Here is a 20,175-nt window from a genome sequence, read left to right on the forward strand (position 1 = left end):
TTTGCTGTATTTATCTTAATAATTATATTTAAAAGAAATTTATTTATTCAATTTCCATTTTTATTTAATTCAATTTCAAAAAATTTAATCATATTTAATTAAACTATACTCTTTTTCTTTTATTTGTTAATATTTTTACTATACTATTTCCAATAAATTGTATAATTTGTACAAGTAAAATTATAACAATTGTTGCTTGCCACATTACTTCAGGTTTAGATCTTTGATAACCATCAATTACAGCGGCATTTCCAAGTCCACCACCACCGATTGTTCCAGCCATTGCAGAATATCCAATTAAACTGATTAATGTCAAAGTCATCCCATGAACGAGTGCAGGCATAGCCTCAGGAATCATAACTTTAAAAATAATTTCAGGAGTAGTTGCTCCCATTGATTTTGAAGCCTCTATAAGCCCTTCATCCACTTCTTTTAATGCCCCTTCAATAATTCTTGCAACAAAAGGTGCAGATCCCAATGAAAGTGGAATAATAAATGCTATACTTCCATATGATTTATGCACAAGTAATCTTGAGAGCGGAATTAATAGTACCATCAAAATTATAAAAGGAATTGATCTTGTAATGTTTACAATTATCATATCCAATAACTTGTGAATTGTTTTATTTGGTTTTACACCTTTTTCATCAGAAGTGACAAGTAAAATCCCAATCGGAAGTCCGATAATTAATGCTGCAATTGTTGAAATAAATACCATGTAAACTGTTTCCCATAATGGAACAACCATATTTTGAAACTGAAAAAACTTAATCCAATCAAATCCCATTATAACACCTCCGAATCAATTTTATTTTCTTTTAGCCATTCAATAATGTCCTTGGCTTTCTCTTCACTTGCAGAAATTTCTATTAACAAATTTCCTACAATGATATCACCTACTTTATCAATAAATCCGCTCAAAATATTTACTTCAACATCATATTTACGGATAATTTTTGTGATATACGACTCATTTACCTGATCTTCATTATATTTTAATCTTAACCGTAATTTCCCGTTATTTTCCTCACGTTGTTTCTTTTCTTCCTCTGTGCGAAATTCTTCATGGGAAATATTTCCTACAAATTCTTTTGCTAAATCTGTTTTAGGATTCAGGAAAATTTCTTTTGTTTCCCCTTTTTCAATAATTTGACCATCCGACATAATTGCCGTTTTATTGCATATTTTTTTTATAACTTCCATCTGGTGAGTAATTAAAATTATCGTTATCCCAAATTTTTTATTTATATCCTTCAATAGTTCCAAAATAGAATTAGTAGTTCTTGGATCAAGTGCCGACGTTGCCTCATCCGACAGCAATATTTTTGGATTATTCGCCAATGCCCTTGCAATCGCAACTCTTTGCTTTTGTCCTCCAGAAAGCTGTTCAGGATAATTCTGTTTCTTATCTGAAAGTCCGACAATTTCCAGCAATTCGTCTACTCTTTTTTCTATATCCTTTTTTTTCCATTTTGAAATTTCCAATGGAAAAGCCACATTTTCAGCTACACTTCTCGAATTTAACAAATTAAAATGCTGAAAAATCATCCCTGTTTTTTTTCTATATTGACGTAACATTTTCATATTAAATTTCAAAATATTTTTATACTCATACCCAGTAACTGTATTATTTTTTTTATCAACAATTTCCTGTTTTACCAAAATTTCTCCAGAAGTAGGTTCTTCCAATCTGTTAAGAAGTCTAATGAGTGTCGACTTCCCAGCTCCACTAAGTCCCATAATTCCATAAATATCGCCTTGTCCAATATCAAGGTTTACATTATTTACAGCTAACAATTCTTTACTGTTATTATTCTGATATTTTTTGACTAAATTTTTTATCTTAATAAAACCCTCCATACTTCTCACCTCTTTTTCTTATTTTATCTTTATTTCTCCAGTTAAAAAGATTATATGATTTATTACTTTAAAAGTCAACTTATTTTTAACTAATTTTCTTCTGTCATAATTTCGTAATTTAAATTTTATAAAAAATAAAAATAATATTTAGTATTGATTTAATAATTCATTTTTTTTATTTTTACAAAAAATTAGATTTTTTTTAAGATTAATTTATCTTATAAATTCTAAATCTATTTTTTGGATTTTTCTTTATTATAACATTTTTTTATTGTATATACAAGTAATATTTTAAAGTTTTTTATACTAACTTTCTATTTAAAAAATCAAAACAATATTAACATTAATAAGGGTATTACAAATTAAACTCATAATACCCTAAAATTAATACTAAATTTTATCTATAAAATAATGTTTTATTTATTTGTATTCAATAAATTCCCTTACCCTTCGAGAAACTGGATTTTCAAATATTTGTTGTGCAGTTCCTGTTTCCAGTATTTCACCCTTTTCCATAACAATTACTCTATCTGAGATTTCACGTACAAAGTTCATTTCATGACTTACAATTAACATTGTTATTTTTTGGCTTTTCAGCTTTCTTATTATATCCAATACTTCTTTTACAAGTTCTGGATCAAGTGCCGATGTAGGTTCATCAAAAAGCATGATATCTGGATGTAGTGCCAAAGCTCTTGCTATTGCAACTCTTTGTTTCTGCCCTCCTGAAAGTTCATTTGGATAACTATTAATTTTATCAGATAGCCCTACCAAGTTCAGCATTTCTTTAGCAATATTTTCAGCTTTTTCTGTATCCATCTTTTTTACTAATTTTAAAGTTCTAACTATATTATTTCTAACTAACATGTGTGGAAATAAATTAAATGTTTGAAAAACCATTCCAGTTTTTAGCAGCATTTCCTTCTTTATTTTTTTATCTACATTTTTATCTGTTAAATTGTTCCCTTCAATCAAAATTTCTCCAGATGTTATTGATTCAAGGTCTACTATACATCGCAAAATCGTTGATTTTCCACTTCCTGAAGGTCCTATTAATGAAACAACTTCTCCTTTATTAATATGCAAATTAATATTTTTTAAAATTACGTTATCACCATACTGCTTTTTTAATTTTTTTACTTCTACTATTTTTTTTTCTTCCATATTTTTCCTATCTTTTGCAATTTTTTCACTTTTCATGATTTATCTCCCAATTTACTCTATTTAAATTTTATTTTGTTTAAATTTAATATTTTTAATTTTTTTAAATTCTAACTTTATTTCTTTTTTCAATATTTTTAAACAATCTGTCAATTGCAAAACTTAGTACAAGATAAATAATAATTGCACAGATATATGGTGTAATATTATAATAAATATTAGCCAACTCCTTTGTTCGCTTCATAACTTCTGTTACAGCTAGGACATATATAAGCGAAGTGTCTTTTATAAGTGTAATAGCTTCATTTCCCAATGTCGGCAATACCCTTCTTATTGCCTGCGGTAAAATAACATATATTATTTTTTGCCAATAACTGTAACCAAGCACTTTTGCTGCTTCATGCTGCCCCTTCTCAATACTTTCTATCCCACTTCTCATAATTTCCACAAGATATGCCGCATAATTTATAATAAATGTAATAGTTGCCGCAGTATATGGCTCAAGCACAATTTTATATCCACCAATTTTCATAAGTGGAATCCCATAATAAACTACCATTAATTGCAGCATTAAAGGTGTTCCACGAAAAATCCAAGTATAAACTGAAATAAAAAATTTTATTATTTTATTTTTTCCTGCATATGCCAACGCTCCTAAAATTCCCAACGGGATGGAAAATAGAATCGTAAGTATATACAACACTATAATATTTGGTAATGTTTTTACCAGTTCAATAAATATTGGTAATGCCTGTCTCATTATTAATCTTTAAACCACTTAGAATAAATTTTTTGATAAGTCCCGTCTGCTTTTAATTCTTCAATTGCTTTATTTATTGCTTCTACTAACTTAGTATTACCTTTTTTAGCGGCAATTCCATATTCTTCTTCTCCGTAATTATCGCCTAAAATACTGTAAAGTTCCTTTTTAGCTTGGGTTTCTTTTGTTTTTTTTGTATATTTTGCCAATACTTCATCAGCTATAATTGCATCAATTCTTCCTGCATCAAGATCCATAAATGCCTGATCATATTGTGCATAAGTTTTAAATTCTTTAAACGTCTTATCTTCACCTGATTTTTTTACTGCTTCTTCCCCACTGCTTTCAGTTTGACTTCCAACAATTTTTCCCTTTAAATCAGCCTTTGTCTTAATACTTGAACCTGCTTTTACTATTATAAGTTGATGACTTGTCAAATATGGTTTCGTCATTTCAGTTTCTTTTTTTCTTTCATCTGTTATAGTAAGTCCATTCCAAATCAAGTCAATATTCCCGCCATTTAAGTCAAGTATCTTAGAATCCCAGTTTATTGGCTTAAATTCAACTTCACTTCCTAACTTTTGAGCTACCGCCCTAGCTAAATCAATGTCAAATCCTACGATTTCTCCCTTCTCATTTTTAAATCCCATCGGAACAAATGAATCATCTAGCCCGACTACCATTTTTTTAGGAATTCCACTGGCATTATCTTCTTCTTTTTTTTCTTCCTTCTGGACACTACACATAAAAACACTCAATGCCAATGCCATCAACAATAATATTTTTTTCATTTCCAATTCCTCCTGCCTTTATTTATAACTAAAAATTTGTTATTTTTTTATTCCCTTTCTAATTTTTGCTATTTTATAATATACCATTTTTTTTAGCTTTTTGTCAATAATTTTAATATATAAGTTTTATATTATTTAATATATTTTATTAATGATTAAATCTTTCACATAACTTATAATTGACAATTGCTCAAAACACCTTATTATACTAATCTCTTGAGTTTACTAAATTAATTTTTTATTTATTATTTTGCATCAATAAAACATTAAAAACATTTTCCAAATCAGTTTTAGCACTCAAAATATTACTAGCACTTATTACAACATCTTGAATATTTTGATTTTTTACACCAGTTAGCATTTTTTGTGTATTTTCAGATAATGTCTCTGAACTTTCCTTTATCTTTTTAAAATCTGATTCACTTATATTTTCTTTTTTAGCACTCTCAACTGTCATTTTAGCTATATTTTTATATGCCTTCTGTAACTCATTATTGGCTTTTTCCAAGCCTTTTATTTCCTCTTCGTCAAAATTCAAGTTATTTTTGCTAAAAGCAGCTTCTGCAAATCTATCTGCCGAATTTACAAATTTTAGTATACTTAATTTAGCTGTTTTTCCATCCATTTGTAATTGTGCTTCCATTTTTTTATTAATTGCTTCTGCAAATTCATGTAAAGAATTAGAAAGAATCTTACTATTTTCAATTCGATTTCGCAAAACAACCTTATATTTTTCGTTTAATTCATCAACTTTTCCCAGTTTATCAGTCTTATAATCTCCCTTTTCAAAATAATCATTAATTTCTGTCAAAACCTTTTGCTCTTGAATTAGGGAATCAACTAAATTTTCAGCGTTTTTATCAATAGATTCCATTTTTGGACTTTTTTGCATTTCATCGGTTATTTCCTTTATGTATTCACCTATCAAATTAATTGAGTCATCAAGATTTACAATGGATATTATTTCACCCGAAATATCTTTTATATTTCCATTTTTCTCGAAAAATTCATCTTTTTTTATTTCTGTAAAAAAATCATTCCATTCTTCTGAGTTTGGTTCTTCACTTATTTTTAAATATTCACTATATTTTTTTATCTCTTCTTTAGAAATATCTTTTTTTACACCTACCACTTTTACTTTTTCTTTATTCTTATTATCTTTTTTATTATTACAAGACACAACAACTAATAAAGCCGTCATTCCAATTAAAAAATATTTTTTTAATTTCATCAGTTTTACCTCCAAATTTCTTTATTTATACTAATCCTGCAATTTTTAAGATGTAAAGCCAGCTCGTCAATGTAAATATACTCATAATCGTTGTAACCATAACCGTTCCAGAAGTTACAGACCCATTATGTCCCATTCCCCTTGCCATTGTAAATGAAGTCGGAGTTGTAGGACTTCCCAGCATCCCAAGCACTGCAACCAGTTTTTCATCCTTAAATCCCATTTTCACTGCTATTGGCAAGAATATCGCAGTAAGTATTATTAATTTAAATGAAGATGAAACTAACACAACTTTTATTTTAGAAAAAACTTCCTTCACATCAAAACTCGCTCCAAGTGCCAGCAATCCAAGCGGAGTCGCTGCAGCCGCAAATGTTGAAATAGATTTTTTCATAATAACAGGCTGTGGAATTTTTAACATTGCCCAAATCATTCCAGCTAAAATTCCCAATATTAAGGGGTTTTTAATAACCCCCTTTAACGTATTTTTCAAGACAACTCTGTTTAATTTTCCCTGTTTTGGACGAAGCAGCATCAAAATCACAACAGAAGCTACATTATACAACGGAACTGCTCCAATTACCATAAGCGCCACAATCTTAGCCTCTCCATAAACATTCTGCACAAAGGCATAAGCAAGTAAAGCCGCACTGCTCCTAAAGCTGGCCTGAATAAATTCTCCACGAATTGACCTATCCTTCAAAAAAATTGATGAAATACACATTATTAAAATTGAAAGAAATGTTGTAAAAAAGCAAAATAACAAATATTTTAAATCCCAAATTGCTGAAAAATCAGACAATGACAATTCCTTGAATAATAGTACAGGCAAAAGCGCTAAAAATACAAATCTGTTCATCTTATCTGCAAATTCCAAGTCTATAACTCCAACTCTTCTAAAAACATACCCAAGTATCATAAGTAAAAATACAGGCATAGTCGCATTTAAACAAAATACTAATTCTTTCATTTTCCTCCTTTATGAAATTTTATTTAAAATTATTTTATAATTTTATCAATAACTCCCCCGCCAAGACAAACCTCACCATCATAAGCAACCACAATTTGCCCTAATGTCACAGCCTTTTGCGGCTCATCAAACATCACTTCATATTTATTTTCATCAAGTTTATTAATTACAGCTTTTGTATCCTTTTGTCTATATCTGAATTTCACAGTACATTCCAATGGAAACTGAACTTCATTTATAAAGTTAAAATCCGTTGCAATTAAACCTTTTGAATAAAGCACCGAATTATCCCCTTGTGTTACAATCAATTCATTTTTTTCCAAATCCTTATCCACAACAAACCAAGGCTCTCCAGTCCCTTCCTTCGTATTCCCAATTCCAATTCCCTTTCTTTGTCCAATTGTGTAATACATAAGTCCATTATGATGTCCTAGCACTTTTCCATGCGTATTTACAATATCTCCACCCTTTGCAGGCAAATATTGGGATAAAAACTTATTAAAATCACGTTCTCCAATAAAGCAAATTCCTGTACTGTCCTTCTTTTTAGCCGTTGCCAAATTATATTTTTCAGCAATCTCACGAATTTGCGGCTTTGTATATTTTCCCAATGGAAACAGCACCTTTTCCAATTGTTCCTGACTTAATTGACAAAGAAAATAAGTTTGGTCTTTATTGTCATCAACTCCTCTTAACATAGTCGACTTTATTCTTTTCCCATTTTCATCTTCCACTTCCTCGTGATTGATTCTTGCATAATGCCCTGTCGCCACATAGTCTGCCCCAAGTTTCATCGCATAATCTAAAAATACACGGAATTTAATTTCCTTGTTACACATCACATCAGGATTCGGAGTTCTCCCTCTTTTATATTCATCAAGAAAATAAGTAAAAACCTTATCCCAGTATTCCTTTACAAAATTTACCGAATAATAGGGTATTTCCAATTGTTCAGCCACAGCAATTACATCCTTATAATCCTCTTCTGCCATGCAGACCCCATTTTCATCCTTTTCTTCCCAATTTTTCATAAAAACGCCAATCACATCATATCCTTGTTCTTTTAGTAAAATTGCCGCAACAGAAGAATCTACTCCGCCTGACATTCCTAATACAACTCTTTTTCTTTTTTCCATAAAAATTCCTTCTCCTTCCCTCTTTTCATAATTCTTTGACTTCTTTCACTACTTAATCGCTTTATAAAAATAAGTATACCACAATATCCATTAACAGACAAGAAAATATATTTGAATAATTATTTCCTTAACTTTTTGGTGCGAGATTAACTTCATACTTAATCTCTTTAATACCAGGTTATTTTAATAAATAAAAAAACGGAAATTAATTATAGTTTTCAAAACAAATTCCGTTTTTTACTTTCTAAATCAGACTTTTTTAAAATTCACTTATTCTAAAAGAATCTAAATTTATTTTATTTTTTTTATAATTTCCTGAACGTTAGACACTTTCACATCTTCACTAATTCCAGTTTCACCTTTCACTTCACCAAATCCCCATTTACAGTAAACAATATCAACTCCAGCATTTTTAGCAGTATTTACATCCACAAGCATATCTCCAATAAATAGTATTTTGTCCTTTGAAACATTCAAATCTTGTGCCATTCTATCAACATTATAGGGATTCGGCTTATTTGGATATTCCTTTTCATTAGATCCAAATATTCCATCAAATTTCCATTTCGACAATTTTTTTTCAACAGCAGATAAGGCTGTTTCGTGATCCTTATTCGTCACAATTCCTTTTTTTATATTTTTTTCTGTCAAAAAATCCAGCAATTCAGGTATTCCTTCATAAGGCTCAACACCATAGTCAAAGTAAATATCATAATATTTTCTTATAACTTTTTCCATTTCCTCATTCATTATATCATCATATTTCTCTTTTCCCAAAATATTCCGTGCAAGCCCTGAAACTCCACCACCAACAAATTTTACACATTCATTAGCAGAATATTGCTTTTTTCCAAGTTCTTCCATCGCTGAATTTACAGTCTTTGTAATAGATTTTGACGTATCCATAAGCGTTCCATCCAAATCAAATATAACTAAATCATATTTCATAAATTTTTATTCACTCCCTTCCTAATTCACTTTAAACAATTACAAAAATCCATGAAATCTTGTCAATCCAACTTTCAAGATTTTAGGGATTAATCTCTAAATACTGTTATTACTATTTTATTTACGCTTCAGGCTCAATAACATTCCCGTCATCATCAATCGGATTTCCATCATCATCCACTCTAACAACCTTAATACTGTCCAAATGCCCTCTCATACTTTCCTTAAATTTTTCAATATACATTTTTCTATATTTTTCACGCTCTTTCTTCTCTTCTTCGGTCAATTCTCTCTCACGTGCTAATTTTGAAAATTCATTTACTTTTTTAATAATATCTTCCATTTTTCAATTTTCCTTTCTAAAAAAATATTATATTTTATCTTGATTTTTATCTAAAATACAGTATAAAATAAAATTTATTAGTATCAAGCTCTTAGTGTTGAATTTATTTTTTATCTTTTTTCCAATTTATAAATTTTATAATCCAAAAAGTATATAACAATATTATTATACTGTATTGACTATAATTTATCAACACTTTTCAAAAAATATTTCTTCCCAATTTATATATTCTATAAATTTCTAAAACAAAAAATCACAGTTAATCTTAATAACCGTATAACCGTGATTTTTATTTAAAGAAATTTTTTACTTATTATTCTATCTTATTATTTTTTAAAATGCCGAAACAGCATATCCTACAAATGCAATATATGATGTGAACTACTCACGACTAAAAGCCGAGAGCTTCATAAGATAACTGAAAAAGTAAGTTATCTTCTAAGAAGTTTGATTTTAAAATCCTTATTCTTTTTGGCTAGTCCACAATAGCCGCTACTAGATAAGACATTATGTCTACACTGCTACTTTTTATCTGTATATTATATTTTAAACTCAAATATATTATACTCTAAAATTAGTAATATTGCAAATTTTAAAGCAACATTTTCAATGTTGGTGTTATTCATCTCATGGCTAAAGCCACGAGTGTTCTAACACACTTAATAAAAATTCATAAATTTTAACTAAAATATTTTTTATTTTCTTTATTTCACGCTTCCAAATAAGTCATTCAAAGCCTCGCTCATTGTCGGATGAGTAAATATCATATCTTTTAAGAATGTATATTTCTGTTCAGCTTTCATAGCCGCTGCAACAATGTTTATCATTTCGTGGGAAGTGTTGCATAATAAAGTACATCCCAATATTTTATCTGTTTTTGCATCTACAACCGCTTTAAGAAGTCCATCTGTCACACCTTCTATTTTTGCCTTTGGAATTGCCATTGCTTCAAGTCTTCCTGTTTTTACTTCATATCCTTTGGCAATCGCTTCGCTTTCAGTCATTCCAACTCTTGATAATGGCGGATTTACAAATACACTGTATGGAATTACATTTCTGTCTTTTACCGTTCTGTTTCCTCCATTGTAAAGATTATCCCTTATTATTCTAAAGTCGTCAAGAGAAATATATGTAAATTGAAGTCCGCCTTTCACATCTCCCATTGCCCAAATGTTATCAGCTGCTGTTTTCAATGTTTCATCAACTATAACCGCACCTTTTTCATCAGTTTTTACTCCTGCTGCTTCTAGATTAAGACCTTCTGTATTAGGTTTTCTTCCGATTGCCACAAGAATTGCGTCTGATTCAATTTCGCTCTTGCTTGACCCTTGTGAAATTTGCACGTATCCTTTTCCATTTTTATCAATAATTTCCTCAATTTTTGATTCCAGTAAAAATTTAATTCCTTTTGCCTCAAATATAGCTTTTGCCCTATCAGCAATTTCTTCATCTTCTCTAGGCATAAGTCTTTGTGCCAAATCAATAACCGTAACTTCTGACCCAAAATCAGCATACATCGAAGCAAATTCCAACCCAATGTACCCTGCTCCCAAAATAGTCAATTTTTTAGGAAGTTCCTTTAGTTCCATAATTGAAGTGCTTGTATATACATAGTTACTTTCTTTAAGTCCTTTTATACCAGGAATTATTGTAGTCGAACCTGTATTTATAAATATTTTTTCCCCTTCAATCTGAACATTTTCCCCATTGCTTTCAATATTAACTACATTTTTTGAAACAAAGCTTCCAAATCCATCATAAATATCAATATTTTCCTTTGTAGCTAGCATTTCATAATTTTTTCCACGTAATGCACCAATCAGTGTATTTTTATTATTTATACTTTTTGTATAAAATCTCTCCTTTTCCTCAATACCACTTAGTCCTTTATTTTTAAGAACTTTTGTACTGTCAACAAGTTTTTTCGTAGGAATACATCCAATATTTATACAAGTTCCCCCATACATCTTGTCCGATTTCTCAATCAACGCAACATTCTGACCTTTCCCAGCTAAAAATCCTGCCAAAGTTTTTCCACCTTTTCCAAATCCAATTATTACTGCATCATATTTTTTCATTTTCTTCGTCCTTTCCATTTTATACAATTATAGTTACATAATTGTATTTATTATAAAATTAATTTTTATATTATAAGAGTACCACATTTTTTGTAAAAAAACAAGAGTATTTGTGTTTACAAATTTTATTATTTTTTCAATCCCCCTTAATAACTAAAATATCCAAAGTCTTCTCATCTTCCATAAACTCTACCATATAATCATTTAAAAATTCAGGAAATATCATCACAACTGTTCCAATCGAATTTTTTAAAACTTTATCAGACAATTTTCTTTTTGCTTTTACTACATCATATTCATCAAACATAAAATCTTCATTTTTCATTTTTATATCAAAACACCTATATTTATCATTTTATTTCACAATTAATTAAGCATTTTACTCTTTTTCTTTTAAAAATTTTTCATACTGCTTTATTCTTCCGCTTTGACCTTCGTTATAATTTTTTAATTTTGTTGAGTTTTTAACCACATCTACCCATTCTTTTATTTCTTTCAATTTTTTTCCTCTATAATAATATTTTAACAAATAATCAATTGCTCTATAATCTTTTAGCTCAGCCGCTTTTAAATACAAATCAAAAGATTCGAGTTTATAACCTTCTTCTTCCAAAATTTGTGCTAAATATATTTGTGAATCAGTGTATTCTGCATTCGCTGCTATCCTATACCATTTTTTTGCTTCATCAATATTTCTATTTCTATGCTCAATAATTCCTATAAAAACAGCAGCTTTCTTTAAACCATTTTCATATGCTTTTTTATATTTTTCCATTCCTTTTTCTTTTTCATCCTTAAAACGATAATAAAAATCAGCTGTATACAAAATTCCTTCTTTTTTTAACTTCTCCATTTGTAAAAAATATTTTTCTGCTGTATCATAATCTTTTTTTAAAATACTTTCCTCTCCTTTTATATACAACTCAAAGAACTCTTTATCCATTCTATCTTTTGATAAACTGTATTCCAGTAAATCATTTGCTTCATCATCAAATCTAAAAATTTCTTTTGTATTTAATATTTTATCTTGCCAGTATTTCAATTTTTCATTATCTTTTTTCATATAATATATTTTTATTAAGTATAACATCGAATCCGCATCTTTGCGATTTCCAGCTTCTATAAAATATTTCTCAGCCTCATTTTTTCTATTTGTTTTATATAAAAATGTAGCAAAAGATTTATATCCTAATACATTCTCTTTATCCAATGATTTTTTGTACCATTCTTCCGCCTTTTTATAATCATTATTATCCTCAGCAATCATACCTAAAATTGTACCTGCCTTTTTATTTCCTTTTTCAAAAGCTATCTTATACCTCTTTTTCCCTTCATTTTCATCAATATGTTCATAATACATATCTGCAATTGAAACATAAGCAGTTTTGTCATATTTTGCCACTTTTAAAAAATACTTTTCCGCTTCTTTATAGTTTTCTTTGTTCAATTCATAGGCAATTCTTGCCATTAATTGAGCTTTTTCAGGATTTTTTTTATTTTCCAGATAAAAATAAACATCATCAATATCTTTTATTACCACATCATTTCCTTGATTTCTACATCCTATTAACAAACAAAGCAACATCAGTAAAATATATTTATTCATTTATAATTCCGCCTTTTCAAAGTTTTTATTCCTTCCGATTTTTAAATTCCGTACCAAATCCCGCCATCCTGCATTCATCATCAAAAAATAGCAAATATCCTTCCCAAATTTCAACTTCTAAAAAAATTTTCTTCCCTTCCTTTAAATAAACTGTTTTTCCATCAGCCCAATATTTTTCCAGCTTATCCTCAATTTCTATTTCTACATACTCATACAATCCATATTCATAATCCAAAATAACCGAATTCCCCTTAAATTTTAATACTGCTTCCATTCCAATTTCTTTTTCAATTTTCTCATTTTCACTAACTATTTCTATTTTTTTCAGTTCTCCTGTTTCATAAGACAAATATATTTTTATCTCTCCGTTATTAAAAGAAAAAATCATATCCCGCTCGCTTACAACATTCTCACTTTTTCCAGTAAAATCTATCATCTTCAATTTCAAATTTTCCATAAATCAAAATTCCTTCTGCATAATTATCCCTATTTATTAAGATTACTATATTTTCACAAATTTTTACTCCAAAATAAATATTAAGCTTGTTATCAGTAAAATAACATCCGATAATATTTTTGGGAATATCAATCTCCAAAAAATCTAATTCTTTAACTTTTATACCAGCTTCATTGTATTCTTCTCTCTTAAAATAAATATCGCCTTCTATTATATTTTCAGGAATTTCTATTTTATGTGTAAATTTAGCCATTTTCAATATATTGAGAATTTCCAGCGAATTTATTCTCCCGTCTTCTCCTATTAATAAATAAAAACTGTATAATTTTTTTTCATACGAAACGCTTGAAAGTTCCGTTACCTTCCTATTTAAATTAATCTCCACATATTCATCAGAATTATTTTCAAATTTATCAATATTTTTTACAAATTCCAGTTTTTCTATTCTCATAAAACTCTCCATTTTTTATTTCTTTTATGATTTAATTTTTTCTGTTTTTCTATTTTTTCCAATTCTTCTAATTCTTCGTTTATTTTCAAAGCTTGATTATATTTCCCTTGCTTTTCATATAATTTGGCTAAACTCGTTAATGCAAGTTCCTTATGTGCAAGTTCTTTTGCTTTTAAAAGACTATTTTCAGCCTTGCCGTAATCTCCTTTCATTTCATAAACTTCTGCTAACAGACGCAATAATCTTGCTCTTTTTTCTTCAATCCGTTTTACATTGTCTTCTGAATGTGAAAATAATTTTTCCGATTCCTTTAATAACCATTCTTCAGCTTTGTCATAATCTTTTTTCCACATATAAAGTTCTCCTAAAAGTCTTTCTGCATTCGGATATTTTTCATTAACAAGCTCCTTGTAGAGTTTTTCAGCCTCATCAAAGTAATCATGCCTCTGATAATAAAAAGCCAAAGCATTTTTTACCTCAATATTTTTGTTTAAATTTCTTTTAAATGCTTCCACCACTTCGCTATTAATTTCTTTCCTTTCTCCATACACCCACACTCTAAACAAGGTGTCTTCCCTATAATCTCCCTGATCCATTGCCTTTATATAATATTTTCTTGCATTCATTTCATCTCTCTGATTAGCATAAATCTGTCCTGCAAATGCACTTGCTTCCTTCACTCCTCTGTCCGAGCCTTTTCTTGCCCATTTGAGTGCCTTTTCTTTTTCCCCTCTCGCACTATAGTTTCTTGCTAGATAATAATCTGCTATTGGAATATCCTTTTCCACACTTTTAAAATACACTACCCCAATTCGTAAATATTTTTCCTGAACTTCTAGCCCCTTTTGCAAAATTTTTTCTTTTTCTGCCATTGTCGGATTCTTCTTCATTTCAGCAATTTCCGTTTTTGCCTTTTTTAAAGCTCCTTTTTCCTCCTCCGAGAAAGGAATACCCCCACTACAGCTCACTAAAAATAATACACTTACCAAAATTAAAATTATCTTTTTCATAACTTACCCTTTCTATATTTTTTCAGTATTAACAAAATTTATATTTTAAATTTTATCCAGTAATATTATACCCTATTTTTTATTTACATTTCTTTTTTAAAATATAATTTTAACAACAAAATAAATTCTTTATTGCCATACAAAAAAGACTGAAAAAATTCCAGCCTTTAATTAAATATTTCTATACCAATCTTTCATCCTATTTTACTATTAAGAAATTCTATAAATTTATGATTAAATCCGCTTTTTGTTACAATACTTATATCATTTAGTTCAATAAATGATGTATTTCTTTAAAAAAATATAAATCATTACAATTAACAAAAGATGCAATGGATAAAAACTGTAAAACATATATTTTGTAATTTTATTATGAATACCTTGCTTTCCATTATAGAGCCATATAAAAACTAATGAAAATATTGCAAATGATTGTACTGGTGCATATATTTTATTTCCAAAAAGATAAAAAGAAAAATCATATCTTGGTATAAGAAAAATATTTATCCATGCTAACAAGATGACTTGAGCCACAAAATTCCACCATTTTCTACTTCTAAAAAAATAAAATACTAAAACTGTCATAATTCCGTATTCTAAATAGTCACTACCTATGAGACGTGTAATAAACATAGCTAAAATACTTATAATAATTTTTCCAAAAATTTTTACTGTTACAGGTAAGTTATCTTTATTTTTAATTTTTTCAATCAAAACTAGCATATATAAAGCAATCCCAAAAGTCCATAAAACATTATTATATGGAAAAAATATCGACGGACTCTCAAATATAGAAGTACTTAGCAAAAGATTAAAAGGAATTTCTGAAATAACAGCAAAAATAAAAATACGCTTTAAATATTTACTTCTATTCTTTGTTTTATAAAATCCTTCTACAAGCATAAAGGCAAAAATAGGAAAGGCAAGTCTGCCTAAAAGATTCATCCTTATCTGATTCTGATTAACAAAAAATACATTCCACGAATGGTCTAATGTCATAAATAAAATAGCCAAAATATGTAGTGTAAAAGAATCTATCCCTCTTAAAAATATATTTTTTTGTTTCATTTTAACTCCTTGTACAGTATAATTAAAATAATATCTAAATTTATTTTTTTTAATTTCTGGGCTTTTTATTTCAACGTACAATTGATTTTTTCACAATTGAAGAATTGATTATAAAGAAAATCATAAATAAAACTAACAATCTTTTTATTTTATGCTTCTTCCTAAAATTTTAAGCAATTCATAACACAACTAATTATTAAATCTTTGATACTACACAATTATTATAAACAACTGATAATTGTATAGATTTTTTACTAAAAACTTTCTTCCATTTTAATTTAAAATCATTTAGTATTAAACAAATATCTATTTGTCATAAACAAAAACGGACTGAAAAAATCCAGTCCTTATTTATTATTTTTTTATTTCCTTAACAAAAATTATTAAAAAATTTCTATTTTAAATTTTTCATTTCATCAAGCTCTTTTATTAACAATTCCTTATCAATCGGATTTCCTATAAAAACTGCATTGTTTTCTGAACTATCCTCCAAAATTGTAATATTATAATTTGTATCTACCACATCAAAGTGCATATTATAGTCATTGCCTTTAAATACACCTTTTGCTCTGTTTATATCCCCGTAAAAGCCTGAAATCAACTTTTCCAGAAAAGATACAAGAATTGCAGGATTATCAGAATATGAATTTTTATAAGTCATATTTTGCATTTTATTTTTAACATCTATTAAATCTGAATTTTCTGTTTTTACAAGTTCTCCGCTAAAAAGCGCATTCCAGTAATCCGTATTTTGGTTATGATAATCATTTGTAAAAATATCAGCATTTGGATTAAACGATTTTATGTCTTCATAAATTAGCTGTAACTCTTCATCTGCCATATTTTCGACTTTTGAAAGCTGTATATGTGCTGCCATTTTTATCTGGTCTATGAATATTTCATCATATTTATTTTTATATTTAAAATATGTGCCAGCATCAATTATTGTTATTGGCGGGAACATTTTTATTCTGTCATAGCCAGTATTTGTCACATTTTTTAAGATATTGCTCAAAATAGCTATTCCTGATGGTTCGACTATTAAAAAATCAGGATTTAAAGTATTATCAATTACAAGAAGTGAAGATATAAAATCTGCCTTTGTACTGCAACAGGCACATCCGCTTGTAAGTTCCCATACGTTTAATTCTACATTTCCATTTTTCTGGTTATTTTCTTTCATCTCTTCAGTATTATTTCTCAAGATTTCACCATCAATATTTACATCTCCAAATTCATTTTCAAAAATTACATATTCCCTTTTTGTGCTTTTAACCATCTCTTTAATAAATGTAGTTTTTCCTGCTCCAAGAAAGCCAGAAATAACAAGTATTCTCAATTTTTTCACCTTTTCTCTTTGCTTCTATTTATCTTTTTTACTCATTTATTCTTTGTGAAGTCATATAAACTACAGGTTTTATTACTCCATCAGCTTTTGTTCTCATAAGTTCCAAGGCTTTTTCAACATTTTCAAAACCTTCAAATCTATGAGTAATCAAAAGGCTTGGATCTAATTTTCCAAATTCAATCAATCTTGCCAATTTTTCAAGTCTTAATCTTCCACCTGGCATAAGACCTCCAAAAATTTGCTTATGTCCCATTCCAGCTCCCCATTCAACTCTCGGTATTTCTATAAATTCTCCGCTTCCTAAATAATTTACATTTCCTATACGTCCTCCTGGTTTCAAAACTTTTACAGCTGTAGCAAATACTTTTTGATCTCCTCCAGCAATTAATACCCTGTCAACACCTTTTCCATCTGTCAATTCCATGATTTGTTCATCTGCAGGCGCCTTTTTAAAATCAACAATATCTGTTGCTCCATAAGCCTTTGCAATTGGCACAACTTGTTCTCTTGAATCCACAGCAATTATTCTTCCAGCTCCCTTTAACGCAGCAGCAGCAACTCCCATAAGTCCCACAGGACCCAATCCAAATACTGCAACAACATCACCAAACTGAATATCAGCAAGTTCTGCACTATGGAATCCAGTAGGTACCATATCACTTAACATACATGCTGTTCCGTAATCCATACCTTTTGGAATTAACGCTAAATTACCATCTGCATCATTAACGTGAAAATATTCTCCAAAAACACCATCTTTAACATTTGAAAACTTCCATCCAGCAAGCATTCCTCCACAATGCATCGGATATCCCGCCTGAGCTTCCACCGAATTCCAATCTGGAGTTATCGCCGCAACCAAAATTTTATCTCCGACTTTAAAATCTTTAACTAATTCCCCAACTTCAACTACCTCTCCACAAGCTTCATGCCCCAATACCATATCATGTCTTTCTCCAACTCCACCTTCATAAACAGTATGTATATCCGAAGTACAAGGTGCAAGTGCAAGTGGTTTTATAATCGCATCTGTCGGCCCACATTTAGGTCTATCTTTTGTAATCCAACCAACTTCTCCGATTCTTTTCATTACAAACGCTTTCATTTTTTCTCCCATTTTGGAAACCTCCTAGATTAACAATTGCATAATTTTTTCTTAATATGAGTATAACCTATAAATTTTAAAAATGCAAATTTTATTATTTAAAACTTTTTATTTTTTTTCTATTATTTAAAAATTTACTTAAATATGTTGTACTAAAAAATAAATCACAAAAAAGGAGTAACTATGTTTTTAATAATTATTTTAATAATTTATATGTTATACTCATTAACATGAACAAATGAAATTCTAATATTTCAAAATTTAATAGAGAACTTAAAGATCTTAATGAGAAAAAGCGAGAATGAGAAGAACTAAAAGATAGAATGAGAGATTTAAGAAAAGAAATTTGTAAAATTAATGAAGAAATAGAAAAAAAAGATCTGAATACAAAAAATCCTATTTTCAATATTTGTACAAAAGAACCGCAGATTTGCAAATAGAATTAGATGATTATGAGTTTGAGCTAAAATAGGCTTACAAGCAAAAAGATAAAAATTAAATAATTCGTTATTCTCTACTAACTCAATCACTCCATACACACTATAAAATGTTATGTCTTTTAAAGGTCTAGTCACCTCAATTTCTCCAACCCCTCTCGCAATATTAATTAACCCTTTATTTTTTTAGTTGCATCAAATTTTTCGTACGATAACAGGATTTGTATTTATACTTCCAGCAAGAAAATCACTTGTAATTTTGTGACTTTTGTTATGTCGGTAATCGTTTTGAAAGTTAAAACAGTTGTAAATACGACAAAAAATACTCCAAATTTATAACATATTTTAATATTTATTTTTTGCCCTTCTGATACTGCAATACCGTTTTCCCAGTCCATTTTTTAAATGCTCGATAGAAGGACGAAAGTTCCGTATATCCAACCAGATAGGCTATTTCATCTATTGAAAGTTCCTTTGTTTCCAAATAGTTGAAAGTCATTATTTTCTGAATATCTTTCACCAGCTGATTAAAACTTGTATTTTCTGCTGACAGATTTCTTTGAAGAGTCCTTCCACTTATTCCAAACTCTTCTGCTACATTTTCCAGTCCAAAACGTCCGCTCGGAATAAGCTGAAAAAGTTTTTTCTGAACTCTGCTCGCAAAGGTTTCAAATGTCTCACTTTCCATTTCTGCCAGTTTCTGCTTCAATTGAGGTTCCAAATATTCCACCATTATATTATTTGCCGTCAAAAATGGCTTTTTCAAATCTTTCATGCTAAAAATGACTTCATTTTGCTTTGCTTTATTTATCGCCGTATTTATCTCTTTTGTCAATAATTCCCCGTACTCAAAAGGACTTGTAACACTTACTGGAGATATTTTTTCCCCAATTCCTTTATTTAGTAAATTTATCAACATAAGCTGTTCATTCAAAACTGCAAAACGTGGCAATTCCTTTTCCCTTTGTTCAAAAAAATACTGCACTTGAACTATTTCTTCAAACTCTTTAATTTCCAAAAACACAGGCCCTATTAATTTCTTGTATTTTGCCAGCCTTTTTAAACCTTCACGTCCATTTTTTGAAGAAAGTGCTGCAAAAAATGAAGGAATAAACACATTTAGATTATCAATATTGCTAATTGCTGAAATTTGCTCATCAGTAATAACTTCATCAATTTTTTTCAAAAATAAATAATATTCCTCAGTAGAAAGCTGAATTTCCTCTTTCCATAAGATATTTGGTATTCCCGTTTCTTCAAGAATATTTTCAATTGATAATCCAATACTCTTTAAAAAATCCTGAAACTGCTTTGGCATAGTTATTTTCATATTTTCTCCATTTTTCCTATTTTTTATTATATTAAGTTTTTCATTTTCAAAAATTAATTTTTTCTATAAGTTTCTCAGCAAAATT

At 28.9% G+C, this 20,175-nt stretch carries 21 protein-coding genes; all 21 read right to left on the reverse strand.

Going from position 1 to position 20,175, the window contains the following annotated elements; genetic code table 11:
* Window positions 1-103: 103 nt before the first annotated feature.
* The 21 genes from FVE73_RS06685 to FVE73_RS10930 all read right to left on the reverse strand — a co-directional run bounded on the left by FVE73_RS06685 (window position 104) and on the right by FVE73_RS10930 (window position 20,090).
* Window positions 104-787, reverse strand: coding sequence for a methionine ABC transporter permease (locus tag FVE73_RS06685; protein WP_018450142.1), 684 nt, complete (start codon window positions 785-787; stop codon window positions 104-106).
* A complete protein-coding gene (locus tag FVE73_RS06690) occupies window positions 787-1,860 on the reverse strand; it encodes a methionine ABC transporter ATP-binding protein (RefSeq protein ID WP_018497739.1) in 1,074 nt (357 codons plus the stop codon). The genes FVE73_RS06685 and FVE73_RS06690 overlap by 1 nt, the downstream gene beginning before the upstream one ends.
* A gap of 420 nt (window positions 1,861-2,280) precedes the next feature.
* Complete coding sequence (locus FVE73_RS06695; RefSeq protein WP_197739265.1) at window positions 2,281-3,009, reverse strand: amino acid ABC transporter ATP-binding protein; 729 nt, start codon at window positions 3,007-3,009, stop codon at window positions 2,281-2,283.
* 115 nt (window positions 3,010-3,124) lie between these two features.
* Window positions 3,125-3,781, reverse strand: a complete 657-nt coding sequence (locus tag FVE73_RS06700) for an amino acid ABC transporter permease (protein ID WP_018497737.1) — start codon at window positions 3,779-3,781, stop codon at window positions 3,125-3,127.
* Window positions 3,782-3,783: 2 nt separating this feature from the next.
* The gene (locus tag FVE73_RS06705; protein ID WP_018497736.1) at window positions 3,784-4,572 is read right to left on the reverse strand and encodes an amino acid ABC transporter substrate-binding protein; all 789 of its coding nucleotides are present in this window, start codon (window positions 4,570-4,572) and stop codon (window positions 3,784-3,786) included.
* A 238-nt stretch (window positions 4,573-4,810) separates the two neighbouring features.
* Window positions 4,811-5,803 carry a DUF3829 domain-containing protein gene (locus FVE73_RS06710; RefSeq protein ID WP_018497735.1) on the reverse strand — a complete coding sequence of 331 codons (993 nt, stop codon included), beginning with the start codon at window positions 5,801-5,803 and terminating at the stop codon, window positions 4,811-4,813.
* Between the two features lie 25 nt (window positions 5,804-5,828).
* Entirely contained in the window at window positions 5,829-6,773 is a 945-nt protein-coding gene (locus tag FVE73_RS06715) for an AEC family transporter (RefSeq protein WP_018497734.1), read from the reverse strand.
* 29 nt (window positions 6,774-6,802) lie between these two features.
* Window positions 6,803-7,909: a tRNA 2-thiouridine(34) synthase MnmA gene (gene mnmA / locus FVE73_RS06720; RefSeq protein WP_018497733.1), complete on the reverse strand. Its 1,107-nt coding sequence runs from the start codon at window positions 7,907-7,909 to the stop codon at window positions 6,803-6,805.
* A gap of 291 nt (window positions 7,910-8,200) precedes the next feature.
* Window positions 8,201-8,857, reverse strand: coding sequence for an HAD family hydrolase (locus FVE73_RS06725; protein ID WP_018497732.1), 657 nt, complete (start codon window positions 8,855-8,857; stop codon window positions 8,201-8,203).
* A gap of 121 nt (window positions 8,858-8,978) precedes the next feature.
* A complete protein-coding gene (locus FVE73_RS06730) occupies window positions 8,979-9,200 on the reverse strand; it encodes a DUF896 domain-containing protein (protein WP_018497731.1) in 222 nt (73 codons plus the stop codon).
* A gap of 704 nt (window positions 9,201-9,904) precedes the next feature.
* A complete protein-coding gene (locus FVE73_RS06735) occupies window positions 9,905-11,278 on the reverse strand; it encodes an FAD-dependent oxidoreductase (RefSeq protein ID WP_018497730.1) in 1,374 nt (457 codons plus the stop codon).
* 136 nt (window positions 11,279-11,414) lie between these two features.
* Window positions 11,415-11,603 (reverse strand): DUF4926 domain-containing protein, encoded by a 189-nt coding sequence (locus FVE73_RS06740; protein WP_018497729.1) that lies wholly within the window; start codon window positions 11,601-11,603, stop codon window positions 11,415-11,417.
* A gap of 54 nt (window positions 11,604-11,657) precedes the next feature.
* The gene (locus tag FVE73_RS06745) at window positions 11,658-12,884 is read right to left on the reverse strand and encodes an SEL1-like repeat protein (RefSeq protein ID WP_018497728.1); all 1,227 of its coding nucleotides are present in this window, start codon (window positions 12,882-12,884) and stop codon (window positions 11,658-11,660) included.
* A gap of 25 nt (window positions 12,885-12,909) precedes the next feature.
* Window positions 12,910-13,341: a hypothetical protein gene (locus FVE73_RS06750; RefSeq protein ID WP_018497727.1), complete on the reverse strand. Its 432-nt coding sequence runs from the start codon at window positions 13,339-13,341 to the stop codon at window positions 12,910-12,912.
* Window positions 13,295-13,792 (reverse strand): hypothetical protein, encoded by a 498-nt coding sequence (locus tag FVE73_RS06755; RefSeq protein WP_018497726.1) that lies wholly within the window; start codon window positions 13,790-13,792, stop codon window positions 13,295-13,297. The genes FVE73_RS06750 and FVE73_RS06755 overlap by 47 nt, the downstream gene beginning before the upstream one ends.
* Window positions 13,789-14,802: a tetratricopeptide repeat protein gene (locus tag FVE73_RS06760; RefSeq protein ID WP_018497725.1), complete on the reverse strand. Its 1,014-nt coding sequence runs from the start codon at window positions 14,800-14,802 to the stop codon at window positions 13,789-13,791. Before FVE73_RS06760 ends, FVE73_RS06755 begins: the two co-directional genes overlap by 4 nt.
* 273 nt (window positions 14,803-15,075) lie before the next feature.
* Complete coding sequence (locus tag FVE73_RS06765) at window positions 15,076-15,870, reverse strand: TraX family protein (protein WP_018497724.1); 795 nt, start codon at window positions 15,868-15,870, stop codon at window positions 15,076-15,078.
* 394 nt (window positions 15,871-16,264) lie between these two features.
* The gene (locus FVE73_RS06770; protein WP_018497723.1) at window positions 16,265-17,218 is read right to left on the reverse strand and encodes a GTP-binding protein; all 954 of its coding nucleotides are present in this window, start codon (window positions 17,216-17,218) and stop codon (window positions 16,265-16,267) included.
* 28 nt (window positions 17,219-17,246) lie between these two features.
* Window positions 17,247-18,335, reverse strand: coding sequence for an NAD(P)-dependent alcohol dehydrogenase (locus FVE73_RS06775; RefSeq protein WP_018497722.1), 1,089 nt, complete (start codon window positions 18,333-18,335; stop codon window positions 17,247-17,249).
* 652 nt (window positions 18,336-18,987) lie between these two features.
* The gene (locus FVE73_RS06780) at window positions 18,988-19,158 is read right to left on the reverse strand and encodes a hypothetical protein (RefSeq protein WP_155822748.1); all 171 of its coding nucleotides are present in this window, start codon (window positions 19,156-19,158) and stop codon (window positions 18,988-18,990) included.
* A complete protein-coding gene (locus tag FVE73_RS10930) occupies window positions 19,113-20,090 on the reverse strand; it encodes a helix-turn-helix domain-containing protein (RefSeq protein ID WP_018497720.1) in 978 nt (325 codons plus the stop codon). Before FVE73_RS10930 ends, FVE73_RS06780 begins: the two co-directional genes overlap by 46 nt.
* Window positions 20,091-20,175: the final 85 nt, after the last annotated feature.

The sequence above is a fragment of the Leptotrichia wadei genome (genome assembly GCF_007990545.2).
Lineage (GTDB): Bacteria > Fusobacteriota > Fusobacteriia > Fusobacteriales > Leptotrichiaceae > Leptotrichia > Leptotrichia wadei.

Bases quoted from the DNA above. Each gene is read 5' to 3' on its own strand.
- FVE73_RS06745 (WP_018497728.1), bottom strand. From the start codon at position 12,884: ATGAATAAATATATTTTACTGATGTTGCTTTGTTTGTTAATAGGATGT.
- FVE73_RS06750 (WP_018497727.1), bottom strand. From the start codon at position 13,341: ATGGAAAATTTGAAATTGAAGATGATAGATTTTACTGGAAAAAGTGAG.
- mnmA (WP_018497733.1), bottom strand. From the start codon at position 7,909: ATGGAAAAAAGAAAAAGAGTTGTATTAGGAATGTCAGGCGGAGTAGAT.
- FVE73_RS06725 (WP_018497732.1), bottom strand. From the start codon at position 8,857: ATGAAATATGATTTAGTTATATTTGATTTGGATGGAACGCTTATGGAT.
- FVE73_RS06730 (WP_018497731.1), bottom strand. From the start codon at position 9,200: ATGGAAGATATTATTAAAAAAGTAAATGAATTTTCAAAATTAGCACGT.
- FVE73_RS06705 (WP_018497736.1), bottom strand. From the start codon at position 4,572: ATGAAAAAAATATTATTGTTGATGGCATTGGCATTGAGTGTTTTTATG.
- FVE73_RS06765 (WP_018497724.1), bottom strand. From the start codon at position 15,870: ATGAAACAAAAAAATATATTTTTAAGAGGGATAGATTCTTTTACACTA.
- FVE73_RS06775 (WP_018497722.1), bottom strand. From the start codon at position 18,335: ATGGGAGAAAAAATGAAAGCGTTTGTAATGAAAAGAATCGGAGAAGTT.
- FVE73_RS06780 (WP_155822748.1), bottom strand. From the start codon at position 19,158: ATGGACTGGGAAAACGGTATTGCAGTATCAGAAGGGCAAAAAATAAAT.
- FVE73_RS10930 (WP_018497720.1), bottom strand. From the start codon at position 20,090: ATGAAAATAACTATGCCAAAGCAGTTTCAGGATTTTTTAAAGAGTATT.
- FVE73_RS06735 (WP_018497730.1), bottom strand. From the start codon at position 11,278: ATGAAAAAATATGATGCAGTAATAATTGGATTTGGAAAAGGTGGAAAA.
- FVE73_RS06740 (WP_018497729.1), bottom strand. From the start codon at position 11,603: ATGAAAAATGAAGATTTTATGTTTGATGAATATGATGTAGTAAAAGCA.
- FVE73_RS06755 (WP_018497726.1), bottom strand. From the start codon at position 13,792: ATGAGAATAGAAAAACTGGAATTTGTAAAAAATATTGATAAATTTGAA.
- FVE73_RS06700 (WP_018497737.1), bottom strand. From the start codon at position 3,781: ATGAGACAGGCATTACCAATATTTATTGAACTGGTAAAAACATTACCA.
- FVE73_RS06715 (WP_018497734.1), bottom strand. From the start codon at position 6,773: ATGAAAGAATTAGTATTTTGTTTAAATGCGACTATGCCTGTATTTTTA.
- FVE73_RS06710 (WP_018497735.1), bottom strand. From the start codon at position 5,803: ATGAAATTAAAAAAATATTTTTTAATTGGAATGACGGCTTTATTAGTT.
- FVE73_RS06690 (WP_018497739.1), bottom strand. From the start codon at position 1,860: ATGGAGGGTTTTATTAAGATAAAAAATTTAGTCAAAAAATATCAGAAT.
- FVE73_RS06760 (WP_018497725.1), bottom strand. From the start codon at position 14,802: ATGAAAAAGATAATTTTAATTTTGGTAAGTGTATTATTTTTAGTGAGC.
- FVE73_RS06685 (WP_018450142.1), bottom strand. From the start codon at position 787: ATGGGATTTGATTGGATTAAGTTTTTTCAGTTTCAAAATATGGTTGTT.